General features: G+C 44.2%; 14 protein-coding genes. 6 read left to right on the top strand and 8 right to left on the bottom strand.

Annotation, left to right across the window (positions count from 1 at the left end; genetic code table 11):
- Nucleotides 1-500: 500 nt before the first annotated feature.
- Nucleotides 501-1,394: a DMT family transporter gene (locus FIV04_RS17145; RefSeq protein ID WP_152469859.1), complete on the bottom strand. Its 894-nt coding sequence runs from the start codon at nt 1,392-1,394 to the stop codon at nt 501-503.
- A gap of 99 nt (nt 1,395-1,493) precedes the next feature.
- On the opposite strand from FIV04_RS17145, the gene FIV04_RS17140 reads away from it, so the two are divergent.
- Together FIV04_RS17140 and FIV04_RS17135 are read left to right on the top strand one after the other, a co-directional pair.
- Complete coding sequence (locus FIV04_RS17140) at nt 1,494-2,282, top strand: helix-turn-helix domain-containing protein (RefSeq protein WP_032550484.1); 789 nt, start codon at nt 1,494-1,496, stop codon at nt 2,280-2,282.
- A gap of 99 nt (nt 2,283-2,381) precedes the next feature.
- Nucleotides 2,382-3,557: a MalY/PatB family protein gene (locus FIV04_RS17135; protein ID WP_152469858.1), complete on the top strand. Its 1,176-nt coding sequence runs from the start codon at nt 2,382-2,384 to the stop codon at nt 3,555-3,557.
- A gap of 25 nt (nt 3,558-3,582) precedes the next feature.
- Here the strand turns inward: FIV04_RS17135 and yidZ are convergent, their stop codons facing one another.
- Both yidZ and FIV04_RS17125 read right to left on the bottom strand, forming a co-directional pair.
- Complete coding sequence (gene yidZ, locus FIV04_RS17130; protein ID WP_152469857.1) at nt 3,583-4,536, bottom strand: HTH-type transcriptional regulator YidZ; 954 nt, start codon at nt 4,534-4,536, stop codon at nt 3,583-3,585.
- On the bottom strand, nt 4,511-5,695 hold the full coding sequence (locus FIV04_RS17125; protein WP_152469856.1) for an MFS transporter: 1,185 nt from the start codon (nt 5,693-5,695) through the stop codon (nt 4,511-4,513). The genes yidZ and FIV04_RS17125 overlap by 26 nt, the downstream gene beginning before the upstream one ends.
- A 347-nt stretch (nt 5,696-6,042) precedes the next feature.
- On the opposite strand from FIV04_RS17125, the gene FIV04_RS17120 reads away from it, so the two are divergent.
- A complete protein-coding gene (locus FIV04_RS17120; protein ID WP_152469855.1) occupies nt 6,043-6,999 on the top strand; it encodes a hypothetical protein in 957 nt (318 codons plus the stop codon).
- A 244-nt stretch (nt 7,000-7,243) separates the two neighbouring features.
- Entirely contained in the window at nt 7,244-7,717 is a 474-nt protein-coding gene (locus FIV04_RS17115; protein WP_152469854.1) for a phospholipase D family protein, read from the top strand.
- 81 nt (nt 7,718-7,798) lie between these two features.
- Here FIV04_RS17115 and FIV04_RS17110 read toward each other — a convergent pair whose 3' ends face one another.
- The 5 genes from FIV04_RS17110 to FIV04_RS17090 all read right to left on the bottom strand — a co-directional run bounded on the left by FIV04_RS17110 (nt 7,799) and on the right by FIV04_RS17090 (nt 13,524).
- Nucleotides 7,799-8,911 (bottom strand): lipocalin-like domain-containing protein, encoded by a 1,113-nt coding sequence (locus tag FIV04_RS17110; protein ID WP_152469853.1) that lies wholly within the window; start codon nt 8,909-8,911, stop codon nt 7,799-7,801.
- The gene (locus FIV04_RS17105) at nt 8,911-11,409 is read right to left on the bottom strand and encodes an FtsX-like permease family protein (RefSeq protein ID WP_152469852.1); all 2,499 of its coding nucleotides are present in this window, start codon (nt 11,407-11,409) and stop codon (nt 8,911-8,913) included. Before FIV04_RS17105 ends, FIV04_RS17110 begins: the two co-directional genes overlap by 1 nt.
- Nucleotides 11,396-12,115, bottom strand: a complete 720-nt coding sequence (locus FIV04_RS17100) for an ABC transporter ATP-binding protein (protein ID WP_152469851.1) — start codon at nt 12,113-12,115, stop codon at nt 11,396-11,398. The genes FIV04_RS17105 and FIV04_RS17100 overlap by 14 nt, the downstream gene beginning before the upstream one ends.
- 215 nt (nt 12,116-12,330) lie before the next feature.
- Nucleotides 12,331-12,951: a heme-binding beta-barrel domain-containing protein gene (locus FIV04_RS17095; protein WP_152469850.1), complete on the bottom strand. Its 621-nt coding sequence runs from the start codon at nt 12,949-12,951 to the stop codon at nt 12,331-12,333.
- Between the two features lie 189 nt (nt 12,952-13,140).
- On the bottom strand, nt 13,141-13,524 hold the full coding sequence (locus FIV04_RS17090; RefSeq protein WP_152469849.1) for a hypothetical protein: 384 nt from the start codon (nt 13,522-13,524) through the stop codon (nt 13,141-13,143).
- Between the two features lie 690 nt (nt 13,525-14,214).
- Between FIV04_RS17090 and FIV04_RS17085 the strand changes: the two genes are divergently transcribed.
- Together FIV04_RS17085 and FIV04_RS17080 are read left to right on the top strand one after the other, a co-directional pair.
- Entirely contained in the window at nt 14,215-15,303 is a 1,089-nt protein-coding gene (locus FIV04_RS17085) for a hypothetical protein (protein ID WP_152469848.1), read from the top strand.
- On the top strand, nt 15,300-17,225 hold the full coding sequence (locus FIV04_RS17080) for a DUF3857 domain-containing protein (RefSeq protein WP_152469847.1): 1,926 nt from the start codon (nt 15,300-15,302) through the stop codon (nt 17,223-17,225). Before FIV04_RS17085 ends, FIV04_RS17080 begins: the two co-directional genes overlap by 4 nt.
- Nucleotides 17,226-17,264: the final 39 nt, after the last annotated feature.

Raw genomic sequence — 17,264 nt, 5'->3', positions numbered from 1 at the left:
CCAATAACATATACTTTAGTCGTAGGAATTAAAAGCAGAGTTTGCTGGTTGAGCGGGGAAATATTGACGCGAGAGCTATTGGGAGAATTAACTGGTGCGGATATGAAAAAACACCGAGTATTGAGCTCGGTGCCTTCCATGATTGGGCTGATTATCTAGCCTCTATTTTTATAGCCAACTAACCGTTGCTTATTCGGTTAACTAAAGCGTATCCTATACTAATTGTGTGGGTATTGCCATACAATTTTGAACATTTCACCACAAGATATGGGACCTTCGCGTAGATGTTTCCCTTCGGATTAATGATTGGTAAACCTTTCAAGGAGTTACCTACAAAGCAAGTTTGGATATGGTAATAAAGAGGGATTGCTGCAGGTGATTTATTAGTGTTGAAGGTTTGGGTAGCCACCAAATGCTCAAGAGCGAGTCATTCTGGTGTTATCGCCAGAGCTTTTAGCGGCTACATAGGTTTTCATGCCTACTTTCTCGATTAACCGGCACTATCCTTGTTGGGGAACAGCCGCTTTGACCACCTGCTTTCTCTTGATTTGCGCCATAATCACGCCAGAGATCACCATGATACCGCCCATGAAGTGGTAGTCATGTACCGTTTCACCAAGCCAAGTGGCTGCAAGAACGACGGCAACGACAGGCAATAAGTTCATAAACATAGCGCTAGAGTCTGCTCCAATTGCATCGATGGCTTTCACCCACATCCAAGGAGCCAATACTGAAGCAGCAACTGCAGCGTAAGCGATAAGTGGTAGCGACTCTTGAGAAGGCATCAGCTGTTCGCTTGACAACCATAGAGGCGTTAACATCGCGACCGCAAATAGACCTTGCATGTAGATCACTACCCAGTTACTCACCGGCATCTTCCAACGCTTGAGCAGTACACAGTATGAGGCGTAGACAAAAGCCGCAATCAACATATAGCCATCACCTTGGGTGAGTTCTTGGTGCAAGAAAAACAGTGGATCACCTTTACCCAGCATAAATGCCAAGCCCGATAGCGATAGCACGCCACCGACAATGCTCAGCCCTGAGATCGACTTATGCAGCAGCGGAACACTTAAAAACACGCTAATCAAGGGTACCAGCGAGGTAATCAACGCCATGTTTGATGCACTAGTGGTAAGGCCAGCATAGTAGCCAAGAGATTGATTCAGAACCATTCCCAGCAAAGCTAGAAATGCTAGCTTAGCCAGATTCGGCTTGATCGCAGGCCACTGTTTAATGGCACTTGGCAGGCAGAAAGGCGTAAGAATGAGCATGGCGACAAACCAACGGAAGAAACTCATTGCGCTTGGCTCGATAACGCTCGCCGCCATCTTATTCACAATAGCATTGGCACCCCAGATACAAACAGTAAAAAATGGCAGAAGATATGACATGTGAATTCCATCGCAGAATGAGTTGATGTGCATAGTTTGACAGGTCGTTACACTAACAGATATCTTTAAAAAGACATCGAACGCGATAGGAAGACAAGTTTGAAAAAACAATCAAGAAACCTTCATCCGTCCTTATCAATTGATAAGGCACCATCCAACGTATTTATGAATTTCGAAGCGTTTCTCTCTAATACTGAAACCCGAGTCCACAGCCATCCATGGGGACAAGTACAACTGATCAGTGGTGGCATCTTAGAAATGGAAGCGGAAGGAACGCGTTTCTTAGCACCGCCACATCTTGCTATTTGGGTGCCAGCTGGCGTGATGCACTGTAGCTATAATCGTAAGCCCCTAGATTACTGCTCACTGAATATTGCGCCAGAGCTGACTCAACACTTGCCAGAAAAGACCAGCCTAATAAAGATCACGCCGATCGTATCGTCGATCATTGATGATTTTCGAGAAAGGAACATCAATGTCGCTGAAAGCGAACCCGACAAGCGTTTAGTGCAGGTACTGCTTGATCAATTAGCAGAGCGACAAGTTGAACACCACTTCTTACCGTCAACCGACAACAAGTATTTAGCCCCAATCCTTGCTGCGATTGAAGAGAACCCAACCGATGAGATTTCTCTTAAGGATTGGGCAGAGCGCGTTCACACCACTGAACGTACCTTGTCACGCCATTGCCAAAGTGAGTTAGGCATGAGCTTCACTGAGTGGCGTTTACGTGTTCGCTATCTCTATTCAATGGATCTGCTACGTAACGGCCAATCGGTGAAAGAGGTTGCGCTCACCCTAGGCTACAACCAAGCCAGCCCTTTTATTTCTATGTTTAAGAAGTACTCAGGGCAAACACCAGAGCAGTATAAGAATCGACTATTGTAAGAAAACGGTTATATTTCGAAAAAATCGAAAATATTTTGCATCTTTTTCTCTGCTGCGACGTCTTATAGATACAAAACTTAAGATTAGTAGAGAGAAACGATGTTTAAAGCCATTCCTGACAACCCAAACGCCGCCGATAAATTCATTAAGCATGACAGCAAAATGCTCAAACAAGTTTATGGCTCGGATGACGTTACCCCTTATTGGATTGCCGATATGGCTTTTCCTATCGCGACGCCAATTACTAAAGCCATGCAGGATTTAGTGAGCCGTGAAAGTTACTCCTATGAGTTTGATTCTGAAACCATTTTCAAAGAGATCGCGCTTTGGAATCAGAAACGTCATGGCTTGGAGTTAGAGCCAACTAAGTTCGTGCAGGTGCCGGGTGTGTTAAGTGCGATTGCGCTTCTTATTCGCGAGTTTACAGAGAAAGGTGAGGGCGTCCTTATTCAAACTCCGGTCTACCATCAATTCCGCCGCTTGATTGAGTCGGCAGGGAGAACCGTGGTCAATAACACACTTAAGATTGAACAAGACCATTATGTGATGGACTTTGATGCGTTCGAAAATCAACTTCGTGATGGTAATGTGAAGATGGTTTTGCTGTGCAACCCTCATAACCCAGTTGGTCGAGTTTGGACACAGCAGGAACTGGCTCGAATGGTTGAGATCGCAGAGAAATACCAGACTTTGATCGTGAGTGATGAAGTACACGCGGATATTGTTTTCGATAGCGCGAAATTTACCAGCATGGCCGAGTTCGATTATGAAAATAGCGTGACCATTATTGGATCTCCGGCGAAAAACTTCGGCCTCAACAGCATCTCCAATGGCTACATTTACACAGCTAATAATGAGCTGAAAGAGCAAATTAACGCGACTGTAGAATCCATGGCACTTAATCACGGTAACGCTTTTACCACCTATGCGACGATTGCGGCTTACCAACAGGGGGAAGCGTGGTTTGAGCAATTCCTCCAATACACTCAACAGAGTCGTGATTGGATTGTTAGCTTTATGGCTGAGCACTTACCGCAAGTAAAAGTGTTCAAGCCACAAGGTACCAATCAGATTTGGTTTGATTTTACGGGATTAGGCCTAGAGGCCGAACAACTTAAATCACTGCTTGTAAATGATGCGAAATTGGCGTTGACTCCAGGTACTTGGTTTGGCGAACCTGATAAGAACTTCTATCGCATGAACTTTGCTGCGCCATTGGAGCAGCTGAAAGCTTCGCTGCAGTTACTGCATGATGCTGTAAACCAAGCAAAATAAACCGGCAAAGGCTGCTTTATTAGGCTCAGTTCGCCATTAAGCTTCTGAGTGTCTCTTTGAGCCAGACGAGCTTAGGGTTATAAGCATTGCGCTTGTGCCAAATCATAGTGAACGGAATCGTCATTTTCTCTAACTGTTCGTTGTCGAATGGCAGAGGCAGTGCCACAAGGTTTGGGTGAAGCTGCTTGATATAGTCCTCACAATAACCGGGAGACGTCGTCAGCATTTGATGCCCTGGTTGCGCGGCCATATAAAGCGCCTGCTCAAAGCTAGATAGGGTTAAACCTGCATTGCGGGTTCTCCCTATCTCTTTTAGAACTTCATCCAGTGCCCACGTCTCACTTTTCTCCCATACGATGTTGATATGGGTATATTTGAGAAAGGTGTCGAGCGTCCATTCTTCATTTAAAGCGGGATGATCGTTGCGTAGGAATACCTTAGGCTCGTCGTTGAACAACACCTCAAAATCGATAGAGTAAGGCATCAGATCCAGAGACTCTTTTGACCTTGGGTGAGTCTCACGCCCTGTAAACGCAATATCAGCCTCTCCACGAATTAACGCGTCTATCGAATCATAATCCCAGTTGCTGGTTTTAACACTTGCATTGGGATAACGCTGCTCAATTTTGAGTAGTAGGTCGTTCAAGAACGTCAGCAACAAGGGAGATTCAATATGAAGATCAAAGTGCACCTTATTGGTTGCGGCTTCGCTGCGTTTGTCCATTAGTTGATGGCTTTTTTGCAACCATTCTGATAGGTCTTGCTCCATACTCTCGACTAGGGGCGTAGGCGCTAATCCTTTTGGTGTTTTCACAAACAGAGGGTCGTCAAACCAATCCCTCAGCTTGTTCAAAGACTTGCTCACAGTAGACGGCGTAACGTTGAGTTTTTTTGCTGTCATTGACACGCTGCGTTCTTGCACTAGCAATTGCAGCGTGAAAAGTAAGTTGAGATCAAGACGGTTGAGAGCTTTCTTCATAGTGACGATTCGTTGTTTGTACTCGTTCTAATAGTAATAGAGCGCAACTGGCGATACTACCTAAGACTAGGATAAAGAACAGAATATTCAATGCATTAATGCCTAGCACTCCCATCAGCCAGATATAGGCTGCCGAGAAAGAGACATGGCTAATGCCAAGTAGTGAGCTGGCAACTCCCGCACGTTGGCTAAATGGCGCTAATGCCTGACTCATTGTTACCCCAAAGCCTAAAGAGAAGCCAATACACAAGGCGACGAACGATACGAGATAATACGGTGTAGCGAGCTGTAATTGAGAAGAGAGCAACAACCCAGTCGCCGCAGTCGCAAATAGAAGCTGTGCGTTAACGATTAGGGTTTTCTGATTCACATAATTCAGGACAAACGGTGTACAGAAAGAGGTGAGCATGCCCGCCAGTGCGGTGTATGCCATGACAGATGAGTAACCACCACGATCCATCTCTAGCGTTCCCATGATTACCATCGGTGATACGTTCACATAACTAAGAATGGTGGCAACGCCTAAGGTCGTAATAACCAATCTTCTTAAAAAGTAGCCATTGATAAAAGACTCGGAGCTCTGTTCTTGAGTGGCCTTGGATGGTTCTTTAGTCAAGGTTTCACGCAGCACAAAGGTGGCGAGAACACATACCAAAACACCAATCGCGGCCATCACCGTGAATAGGGTTTGCCATGGTGAGTAGAGCATGATCATATGCCCAACCACCGGAGCTATCACTGGGATAATACAAGTGATGCCATTGAGCATAGACAGCACCTTAGCTCTGGCTTGATCATCCAACACATCTCGAAGAATCGCAAAGGCGACCACGTAACACGCTCCAGCCCCAACCCCTTGGAAAAAGCGACCGGTTAAAAACACCGAGATTTGTTCGGTACTGCCCGCAAACAGAGATGCCGCGATAAAGATCAAAGCACCAATAATGATGACAGGCTTGCGCCCTAGTTGGTCTGCCACTTTACCGGCTAACAACATAGTGCTCGCCATGCCTGCTAGGTAAATCGAAAACGCAGTATGTAGCTGTGATTCGGTCGCATTAAGATCCGCCGCGATTTGCGGCAAGCCGACTAAATACAGATCAATGGCAGTCGGGTAGAGCAGTACAAAGCTAAAACTACACAGTAAGAAACGGATCATAACAACCTCTAAACTCGAAAAGATGGCGTGAGTTTAAAGAGTGCAGCATGCAATAAGCGAGTGAACACCACGACAACAGGTATGTCGTGATTGGAAATAGATGACGATGATTGAAATTAATAAATAGTATTTCGTGATATTTCAATATTAAGTCATATAGAAAACTACTGTGTATTTTAGGTACTCCTATTATGATTTTGTAATGTGTATCACGCTTCTATAATTGCACTCAATTGTATACAAAAGTAGTATCATAAAAGCGGTTTATCGCTAAGGTACTGATGTTCAAACACTATTTGGTTCGTTGTTATATCAGTCTCAAAATAAATATTGCTTGAGGTTCGACAATGGAACAAGAAAAGTACTTGGGCTACATAAAGTATGATGGTGAGTTAGTTGAAAGTGGGCTAATGGATGCAAGGAGGCAAGCCAAAGCTTTACTTGCATATGATGGCGCTATTAGAGAGCTTATTTCTAAACAAGCGCCAGATCTGAAGCATATCGACTTTGAAATACCAATGAGGGTACAAAAAGGGTCCTGGGAGGCTTTAGTGCCTGAAACAGTTGCTGGATGGGCACAAGCTGGACTTGGAGTAGTAGCAACTGCTTATTTTAGTAAAGCAGCGTCAAAAATGGCGGAAAACGATTTTGAAAACTTTGGCTTCACTTCTGTTTTTTCAAAAGCACTTGATGGGATCAAGTGGTTTGTCCGTATTAGCAAACACCTCGGAGAAACTGGTAAAAAAGACCTTTCAAACCTCAAGTTTAAAAACGACAACAAGCTCATTGGGATACCTAACAAGAAAGGGGAATACATATATGTTCCTAAGCCTGCTTTAGACCTTTATTTAGACTCAAATTCAAAGTTGTTGGAAGAGTTAGCTCGCAATGTTGCTGAAGGACGTACATTAAAGATAGGAACATATAACGATGGAGTTAAGGATGAAGTTACTATTGGTAAAAAGGATAAGGCAATCTTCTGTAAAGATGATAACGAAGATGACGAGGAAATGTTAGTTTTACCTGAGCTAGTACACGGTACAACGGTTGTTATTGAGGGAGAGGTTACAAGAGAGAATAAAACATCAAACTCCCTTGGGTTCAAATATTTAGGACATATCCTTACTGCTTATCCAGATGTGGGAAGTGTCGTCAAATATAAACCTCTTTTATTCTTGCGCTGTAAGCTAGTAGGCATTGTTAGCCGTACAGATGAAAAAGGTCAAATGACAGCGAAGCGCCCTAAACTTATCGTGTCTCATTTGGAAGCGCTTGAACAAACCAACAGAGATTTGTTTGACTAAATACATATAGGATAATGCAATTCTGTTTGGCAGCGCGTGGTTTAGCTATTAAGTCGTTCTTCAATAGCTATGAATTACGTTGCTAAAAAATGTGTTCTCCTTCGAGTTTAGAAATCGAATACTAAGTTCTAATCACCTATCAAATTGATAATAAGTTGTCTGTGTGAAGAAACTATCCGGTATTTATTCCTCTTATAATTATGTGAAAAGATTATATGTAAATTTATCGATAATGAGATAGCGCATGTTCTTATCAAACAATAGTTCTACTAGTCATTTAAATGAAATCTCGAGGTTAATCGAACTCTCTGAAGAGTGTATTCTGTGTACGTGTTGGCTTGATCTTGAAGCTTTAGACCTAATTGAGTCGTTTGTAGAAAAAAGAAAGTCGGCTTCAAAAGTACAAATTTACTCTGATGGTAGAAAGATGCATGTTTCGGAAGCGGTTCGAATGCGATTAAAAAGCAATCCAGACATTGAGCATTTTTACGCAAAACGTGGGAAAAGATTACATTCAAAAATTTATTACTTTTCGACAGGAGATAGCTATAGTGCGATAATTGGCTCGGCAAATCTCACTGGAAGAGGTCTTTCTCGGAATGATGAGTTTTCCGCTGTAATCTCTGGAAATAAATCGTCAAATGAACATCAAGAGTTAATTGATTACTTAACTAAGATAAAGTCTAGCCTCAAGTCAAACTCTCCAAAAGTCGTCTGAAGTTTCGAGGCATCTAACTTTACTGAAATGTTCTACGCACTCACTACAAACGGTTTCTACCCAAAAGCTAATATCTTTCACTCAATACCCCGTCAGCTCCATATATCCACTTCCCGAGTGAGAGCCTTGGATGGTGACTGGGCCTTCCCAGTATGGGACTGACAGCGGCATTTTTGCGTTGGGGTTAAGTGCAGAAACGGTGAGTTCAATTTCGTGATTTGGAATCTCGATTGTCCACTCCGTTGGGTAGTCTCGGTTATCGATTTCCGTATGTTTTTTTACACGCATTACAATCTCATCTTGTGTAATTACTGTGCCTGAACCGTCTTTATGCATTAAGCGTGCGTTGGAGTAACTTGCGCTCCCCGTTTCAGAGTCGCGCAGTTGGAATACGACTAGGCTAGTTTCATCATCAAGCCTTAATGCAAACCAATCCCAGCCCTGTTGTGAATCAAGCAAGAACTGCGAACTCCACTCCCTATCTATCCAACCTTTGCCGGAAACTTGATGTGTGTTGCCATCAATGATGACTTCACCAGAAACATCAATAAACGGTTGGCTGTAGTAGTACGAAGCCACCTGCCCATCGGCACTTTTTACACTGTAACCCTGCTTGCCTTGTTTTTGATAAGGCGCGCTACTGTTGAGAGTAAGCGAGTAGCTGAACTGTTCGGAGCTTGCATTCAACGTGGCAGGGAAAAGATCTTTGGTCGACGATGTCCATTGCCAATCATCAAGATAAACACGAAATGGTGAGACATCGACACCCGCCAAGGCTGCGTGATCACGTGACCATTTTTCATCTGCGTAGTGTTTTGTATTCGTTGTAACAGCACTGTGTGCCATGTAGATCTGGCTGCTTTGCCATTGCATTTTCTTGGCTTCATTTGAAATAGATGGTGGAGCGGCCGCGAAGCGAAATTGGGTCCACTGTACACCGAGTGACTGCCCATCTTCATCGGTTAAATTGGCGGTTAAATACCACCATTCATGCCGAAAGTCGGGATGGGCTTGGTGGTCTGCTGGGAAGTTGATTTCAACTCCTTCTGTAACGGGAGTGAACTGGTCATCTTGTGATTGGTCGCTTCCAGCACTTCCCAATAATGTCCCCATGGTTTGAGGTTGCTTGTCTTCGCAACCAACCAGTGCCAGAGAGAGTAGCGTAAGTGTGCTGAGTTTGATGGGGTGAATCATTACAAAACCTCACTTTGCAAACTGGAGACGACAGGTTTACTGACTAAGCGCCAAAGCGGTATTAGGGTGGCAACTACGCCGACCACAATGGTTACGGCCGAAATGCTCAGTGCATCACTCCAATCCCATAGGTAGTTCAAGCTCCAACCAAAGGCGCGCAGGGTAACAATATCGGTGAGTACATAACCGACCAAAGCACCCAGTGGTAAGGCGATCACCAGAGTAAAACTGACTAGTGCGACAATCTGCCCAATCACCATCGTCATCAGCTTTTTACGATTCACACCAAGTGCATACAACCTTGCAATCGCAGCTTTGCGTGCATCTAGTAACATAAAACAGGCGGTGAATAGGCCGATTACAGCAACCATCAATGTAACGCCATTTAACGCTCGGGTGATGGCAAACGTCTGCGAGAATATATACAAAGCGATGGATTTGATCTGCGCTTGGTCGTAGAGCTGACTTGGGTGCAGATTCAACTCTGTACGCAACTGCTTATAAACTGACTTTGGATTGCCAGAGACTTTAATACCAAGACTGGTAGGTAAGTCGGTAAAGCCGCTGTCTCGCCACAGTTTCGGCGCCAAGAGTACTTCGCCATTTGGGGAGCCGTAATCATGGAAAACAGCGCCGACGATGAGTGCTCTGTTTGGAATCGCGTCGAGCGTAAATTCACTTGCAAGTGATAACCCAAGTTTAACGGCGGTAGGCTCGCTAATGGCGACGACTTCACCTTGATAGAAACGCGACCAAAAGTCATCTATCCGAGATTGAAACACCATGGTCTGCTCTAAAGTGTCTTTGTCTTTGGTGCCGAGCAAAATGGGTAAGCCATTCAGATTGTCGTCAACGTAGTACTGTTTATAAACGGTTTGGACGTTTTCAAATTGCTCTAAGGCTAGTTCAACATTGGCGATTTCCCCTTGAGAAGGGCTGACATAGATGTCGGCATGAAGTCGCTGTTCAAGCCATTGTTTGAGTGTTGATTCAAAGCTGCCGACTAGGGTATTCATCCCCATATTGGCGGTCACGGCGAGCAGCAGTGCCATCATCGCCAGAGAAAGAGGGGAGATAAGCTCTCTCAGCTCTGCAAATAGATACTGCATTAACCCAGAATGCGTGCGCTGTTCACACCAAATCGCTAATACCATCAGTGTTTTCGGAAGGTATAAGGGAATGGATACCACCAAAAGCCCTAACCATGCCATAGTGAAACGATGATGTTCGCTCAGCCAAAGCCCTGTTAACGCGATAATGGTGAGTAGCGCGCCAGCAACAAACAGTTGGTTTTCATTGGATGAATCTGGCGCTTGGTAATATCCGCCATGGGAGGAGAGCGGTTGTTGCACTCGCTGTTTAAAGTGCTGCCAACACGCAAGCAATGTCGCTGCCAAAGTGAGTAGTAGAGCTTGAGCCCACCATTGCCACTGCCACGTTCCCGGCAGTAGCGTCGCACCATAAAGTTGCTCTAGGGTTAGCGCTACTGTTGGGTGTAACCAATGGCTGAGCTGCATACCCAGAACAAAACCGATTGAGGCACCAATAGCCACTAAAATGGTGAGCTCGACCAATAAGGCTGAGAGGACTCGAGAGGGTGCTATTCCGGCTTGCTGAATTTGCACGAGCAGTCGGTTACGTTTGAGTAAGCTGTATTTTACGCCGTTGTAGGCGATGAATAGTCCGACTAGGAATGCGAGCAAACTCATTGCAGTTAGATTGAGATGAAAGCTGTCGGTCAGAGAGCCTAAATCGGTGCTTTGATTGTTGGTTATCCATTGCCCTTGGTCGCTAATGTATTTTTGCCAAGCGGCTTGAGTGTCATTCCCTAAATCGAAAACGGCGATGTAACTGAGTTGACCTTGTTTGTTGAGCAACCTCTGCGCAAATCCAATATCCATCAACATTCGGCTACCGAGCTGCCATTCATCGGGTAAAACCGCGACTTGCGTTTTAATGTCGTCCAAAACCAGCGTGTCGAGCTCCCCGATATTTCGATATTGCAACTGGCTCATCATCATGATTGGCTCGCTCGCTAACAGTTCTGGAAGCGGGAGTAGGCTATCGAACAGAGAAACGTTGTAATCATTGTTAGATGCGTATCGCGAACGTGATGTGATCGCAGTGATCAGTTCACTGCCTTGTATCGACCAGCGGCGACCTTGCTCGTCTCTCACTCTTCCTTCAATTACGGGCAGTGCAGCGCTCAACCCTTGCTGTCTGAGAGTAAAGTAGAGCGATTCTGGTAAGTAGTTTTGCCCCGCTGGTGGAATAATTAGGTTCTGAGCTTGCGCACTCAGTTGTTCGGTGGATTCAGCATAGCTGCGCTTAGCGTTGAGGTTGATGGCTTGTACTGCAACAAATAGAGTCACGGCTAATACAATGCCAATCAAAATAGCGGCGGCTTGAAGGGGCGCTTGCCGATAGTGGGCGGCGAACAGATTCAGGGCAAGCTTGGTATGACTGAATTTAAAAGCGTTAACTTTAGCGTGCTTCATATGAGAGGTCGCTTTGGCTTTGTGGACGCACTCGCTGAGCCTTATGCAGCTCGCTGTTTTCAAGGCGCAGGCGTGTCTGCATAAACTCGGCGCAGTCATTGCTGTGGGTGACCAACAGAACTGCAGTGTTTCCTTGGGTTGTGATTTCACTCAGTAGCTTCATCACTTCGATACCGGCTTTTTGATCGAGGTTGCCTGTTGGCTCATCGGCGAGCAGCAGTTTGGGTTGGTGTGCCAGTGCTCGTGCGATGGCTACGCGTTGCTGTTGGCCGCCGGATAGCGCAGAGACATGACGTTCGAGCAGTTGGCTGATGCCAAGTGTTTCGACCAAATAGTCACACCAGTCATTCCATTGTTGTTGATTCAAATGCAGTGGGAAGGCGATGTTCTGTTTAACATTCAGGGGCGTTAATAGGTTGAACTGCTGGAAGATCACGCCGAGTTTTTGATGGCGGAACAGGCTCCAGTGTGAGTCTTTCCAGAGGTTGGTGTTGTCGCCATCTAGCCATAGTTCGCCGGAAGATAGCGGCTCAAACCCTGCAATCATATTCAGTAGAGTGCTTTTCCCACTACCACTGGCTCCTGTTAACGCCACACTTGAACCTGTCTCTAGTGCAAAGTCGACACCTTCTAATACTTGATGGTTTTCTTTGCCATCGACAAAGCTTTTACTGGCACGTTTAAGTGCGACGAGTGGCCTTTCCATCACCTCTCCCTAGGGGCTTGTTTCAGCAGTAACGCTTATAAATTGAGTTACTTAAAATCTTAGCTCACAAACAGAGAGAAGGGAGCGATTTAGTTCGAATTATTAATAACTTGGTACTAATAGTGAGCTTAGAAGGGAATGAAAAAACGCCCAAAGCAGATGTGCATTGGGCGTTAGTTTTGTTCTGGAACTATTACTTCGAGGGCTTGATCTTGCTAGTCGACCTTAACCAAAGTGCTTGAGTCGGTGTGAGCGAACACATTGTCATAGATCTCTAAGCCCGTGGTTTGAGAGTATGTGATTTGCTCATCCGTAATCACTAAGTTCATGGTGAAGTCAGTGGTCTTCGCGTTGTCGGTCATGTATTCAGACTCTGCGATGCCGCGCTTCGAAGAAACCAGTGTCATGTTGTCACCTGCAGGCCCTTCAGCTGTGACACAGGTGGTTCTTGGTATGCAGAATGAGTTGTAGACGATCTGGTTCTTCTGGTCGTAAATGAAGTAACCACGCTGATCATGGAACTTAGAATCATCCGACTTTCTGAATACCTCTTGCTTGTAGTTCAGCGCAACAAGGTACTGGTCACTGGCATTGGTTGCATCCGCTGCGACTTCAAATGTCATCACTTCATAAAACGGGGTCACCGCTGGGCCTCCTGCGCCAACTTCTGTGCCTTTCTGGCCGGGTGAAACATCAATGCCCGCCGCATCAATAGATTTCCATGTGCCGACAAGTTTCGCCAGTGGGCCAAAGTCCATACCATTGATAGTGGTGTGGTCTGCGAATACGGGTGTTGAGACTGCTGTAGCTATAGCGAGGGCTAGAACTTTTTTCATGACTGCTTCCTTATATTTTTATTATTAAACCTTTTTAAAGTTAAGGTTATTTTGCAGCCGATTTATTAACTCAGATCAGTATTGCTGACTGTTATTAGAGCAAGTTGTAACCTTATGTATCAGGCGGTTAGCTCTAGTGAATTAGTCATACCATTGAACTAAATTTGTAGTAAATACGCGTGGTTGAGTTTAAAAATCTTGTACTAGTGTGGGTGTCTTGGAGTGAAAGAGTTTGGTGAACAGAGATTTGTATCTCCAACCGAGTGATAACAGATGCTGCGCCAATCTTCTGTTTTCGATGATTGCGACTTCAATGCCTCGGTAGTGGTAAGGCGAGCGTTTTACATAGTCGATGAACTCAGTCAGCACACCTTGACTGCGGACAGAGGGGGAGAAGTTAACCGACACAATGCTAAAGCGCTGGCTTCCCACAGGGCAGCGCACGAAGCAATGACCAAACTCGGTGTGTATGGTTTCGGAAAACTCGGGAAATGGTCGAGACTGGCATGTCTCAGAAAGGGCATCGTATTCAGCGCAAAGTTGGTTAAGAAGGTGTTTGGCGTCATCATTCATACTGGCTACTCCGGGTTCGGTCTCGCTGTTTTTCTGATGATTATTTTACCGCTGATTACTGGCGTAAATGCGGTATAAAGCATTACCTATTTTGTTCCGAGTTTTGGCTCAGTACATCGAGAGATAGTTATGAAAGAGATGACGTTTACATGGCTTTGGGATTCGCAAAGCCCTTGCCTCTCGTAGTGATGGCGCTCATTGGAAGTCTTATAAATGCTGTTGAACTAAAGGCGGTGTTCCCCTTTAGCGGATCAAGTTATCGCTTACCTTTCAGGGTTTTTACACTCGGTGTAAAGAATTTAGCTTTTTAGTAACTTAATAAATTGAAGTGTCTTTCCTAGCAGATTTATCCCTACTCTTAATGGCACCGTGTCTCTATATTTGTCGCTAATGGTTGTCTCAAAATAGTCAAAGGTGTATCGAGAGAGCCATTTACTCTTTTCGTTAGCTATCCTTGTAACATCCATGATGTGTGTTTTGTAAAACTATCACAACTGTCAATTATTATTTGTTATTTTCCATTCATGTTTTAATGCATCCCTGTTAGTATTCTCGATTTATAAAATATAAATATAATAACTACTTAGCATGAAAATTCATTCATCTAGTAGATGAAGCAATGTCTTTAGAATCGTCATTAATCGTTGATTGTGATGTGTTGGCTTGAAAATAAAACATGGATTTTTACAAATGCAAGAAATCACCAATATGCCTTGCGACGAAACACAAAATGTCTCTTCACCTAGTGAACAAAAGCCAGGAAAAATAAAGGCTTCTTATCCAAGAAAACCGTTCGTAGATGCGCTCTTGTTTTTCTGCACCTTTGGCCTCTATTCCAGTTTCTGGCTTTACCGTCGCGTTAAAGAAATCAAGCTTATATCTAGAGCTGATTTTAAACCTTGGTTATGGGTATTCGTTCCTTACTTTGCCATCGTGCAGTTTTTCGCTTTTCGAAACTTAGGTAAGGCACTGAGTGATTTAGAAGATGATAGTACTGAGTCGAAGGTTAAAACCATATATGACTTGGGCTGTCTAGGCTTCGTACTAACCACGCTGTACTTCTCTGTGACTTCCAAATGGGCAACCCCAGCATGGCTAGAGTTTGTTGTATACATACTTGCTGCCATCTCGTTTGGTGCTATCGCCTATCGTGTAAACGCCTATAAAAAACAGGTTAAAGGAATCGAGTTCACAGGCAAGGAACGCGGTTTCAATCCATTAGAGTGGGTGGTCGTACTAGTCATGACACCGACAGTTTTGGGTTTATTTGCTTTCTCTATTATCTCTCCATTAATGGTAGAGAAGTTGGATACTTTCTCTGATGGAAGTGTATTCGTACAAGAAAATCATGACTATCAGTTGACCTTCCATGGAAAAGGGTGGCAACAAGTGGAAGTCGGTACGTATTCTGATGGCACCGCATTAGCTGAATTTGAAAGTGAAGATTTTGATGCTTACTTTACGGTTTTTGAAAATGGGAAGTTCTCGGCTAACGACGTCAATGATCATATACAATGGCGTCGTCAGTGGTTCGGAGAGCAAATTGGTAATTCTAGCTGTAGGGAGGATCGTCGATTTATAGGAGATGAATTTGTCGTAAAGATTGAAGTTATCTGTGTTGAAGAAACCTTCAAGCCTAACGCTGCTGCCTTTTTGGCATTAATTCATTCACAAGATAAGACATACGAGTTGCTTGGTGTGCTCTCCCAACCTGAGTTGTCGTTCAATCGTAGGAAGCCTCAATTTGAAGCGATGAGCAGGGAGTTTACACTGCAATGAGATTGAATCAGTTATTGGCATTAGCCTTGGCAACTTTGTCAAATTTCTCAATCATTCACGCTTATGAATTGTCTAATGTTGGATGGGATCTTTCTCAAGATGGCCTCAAAGATACTCTATTGTTGATCCCTCAAGACAATCAATATTCTGAGATGGTACAGCTGCTCAGAGATATAGAGTTCGATGTTCAGAAAGAACAAGTTATTGAACAAAGAACTATAGTCAATTATTTCCCTCGGTTTGTCGATACTGAGTCATATGGCACGATGAGTTTGTATTTCGACCCGAGCTATCAACAAGTGGTTATTCAGGCTGCCGCTTCGGTTTCTCCTGCTGGTGTTGTAAAACAGATCTCACCCTTACAAGTCCAGTTGTTGAACACTGGTAGCTACAACACATTTTCCAGTCGAAAAGAACTCGCGTTGGCTGTTCCTGGCCTAGAGGAAGGAAGTGTTGCGATACTGAAATATCAGGTTGTTACCCAGCGTTCGATGATGGAACATGATTGGGCTGAAGAGTTATTTACTCAACAAAACTACCCAATTGCTGCGTATAAACTCAATGTAAGTTGGAGTAATGAATCTCCGATATCCTGGTCCAAAGACACCGAAGTTGTTGAGTGTGAACAGTTGAATAACACCCTCGACTGTCAGGGGGAGGATATTCCTGCCTTTGAAGGGGACTATCAAGTTTTGTGGCGTGATGGAATCAACCGTGTTTCGTTGGGTTCGTTAAATTCTTGGCAAGATGTAGCAGATTTAGCGTCAACGAGGATGGCGGCAGCTTCGACAGACCAAACTGGTTTGGATAACCTCTTTTTAAGGCTAACAGTAGGAGCGAAAAGTACGGATGAAAAGATAGAGCGTATTTTGGCGTTTGTCTCTCGAGATATTCGATATGTTTCGCGCTCTGAATTTGGCCATGCAATGACGCCTCATGATATTGCAGAGACGATAGAAAATCGATTTGGCGACTGCAAAGATAAATCTACTTTGCTTTTGAGTCTGTTAAAGAAACTCAATTTAGAACCAGAATTAGTATTGGTAGCTACAAACCGAAATGACCCTGAAAGGGTTATCATACCAAGTATGTTGGCATTCAATCATGTCATCGTCTGTTTTGAATATGATGGTCAACGTTATTGCGTTGATCCAACAGACTCTCAAACTCACTGGCAATATACGCCTGCATGGGTACAAGGGAAAGTCTCACTGCCATTAACAGCGCACACGCAACTTGGTCAGATACAAAAAAGTCCTTATCGCTGGAAGATACATACTCAAACAAAGATTGTGTTTGATGAGTTTGGTGGGCAAAAAGAGACCCAGAAGCGCAGTTATGTTGGCGAGTATGCTGCAGCTGTGCGATCTAATTTATTTGAATTGAATGATGACGATCGTCTTAATAAATTGACCGATGAGTATCACGAAGTCATTTCATCAATAGGTCACCCAGAATTTCGTGTTGAGAATATTGATGCGATGACTGAAGGTTCTGTGATTCATTCCGACGCTACTCTAGAACCGTTCCTAGTTGTTGGAGAAGAGCTGAGCTATGGAGAGTCTGATGCTTGGATCGAGCGTGAGCTGTCAGAATTAAAGATGTTTAATGAGCTACATCCTGCGCTTTTCCAAGGCGTAAATATCACTTCGACTATCAATTATGATACTAATGATGTATGGGAAATTACTGACGTGCCGCCAACGTTAGAATTGAGCCACCCACTAGGCTCGTTGATACGTCAAGTGACTCTTGTATCACCGACAGAGCTCTCTATCAAAACCGAACTCAAAGTTAAATCGCGAATGATTGAACCGGAAGAGCGAGAGAACTTTAATCGAATGCTGAGCGTATTTTCAGAGCAGTCGTTTATAAAGTTCTATGGTAAAGCTGCTTCAAAACCCCCAGCTGCTAAATCATAACGAGTCACATAACTTATTTTAGTAATCCATGTAAAACGC

This window comes from Vibrio sp. THAF190c (assembly GCF_009363355.1).
In the GTDB taxonomy this organism is placed as follows: Bacteria; Pseudomonadota; Gammaproteobacteria; order Enterobacterales; family Vibrionaceae; genus Vibrio; species Vibrio fortis_A.
The sequence above is the reverse complement of the archived record's forward strand: the minus strand, read 5'-3'. Positions and strand labels throughout refer to the sequence as shown.